Origin of the sequence: Yoonia sp. R2-816 (assembly GCF_046762905.1) — a bacterium.
Lineage (GTDB): Bacteria > Pseudomonadota > Alphaproteobacteria > Rhodobacterales > Rhodobacteraceae > Yoonia.
The window spans coordinates 1-379 of sequence record NZ_JBKQXN010000153.1; the positions used below are offsets into that span (position 1 = coordinate 1).

General features: G+C 53.6%; 1 protein-coding gene. It reads left to right on the forward strand.

Annotation, left to right across the window (positions count from 1 at the left end; genetic code table 11):
- A partial coding sequence (locus tag ACFWW2_RS05345) for a helix-turn-helix domain-containing protein (RefSeq protein WP_393926713.1) occupies positions 1-349 on the forward strand: 349 nt, incomplete at its 5' end.
- Positions 350-379: the final 30 nt, after the last annotated feature.

The window sequence follows — 379 nt, forward strand, 5'->3', positions numbered from 1 at the left end:
CTCGCTGAACCGCATGGGTATTCGCACCGGTCAGGACAAAACCTGGAATGCCAAGCGCGTGTCCTCCATACGGCGCGTGAACAACATCCACGGCTACCTCTCCGCTGACAAGGACAGCCCGTGGCGCACCATGTCTGAGGCTGCAAAAGAACTCGGTGTGACCAATCATGTGATCCGCAGGCTGATCAATGACGGAATACTGCCCGCAAAACAGGTTGTTGATGGCGCGCCTTACCAAATCAGGACCGAAGACCTACAATCTGATCAAGTAATACAAGCACTACGCCGCAAAAAGCGCCCGTGTCGCACACAAAGCGACCAGCAGCTTTCAATGTTTACAAGCACTTAAAAAGGGGGTGCATAATGACCAACCGTTCGC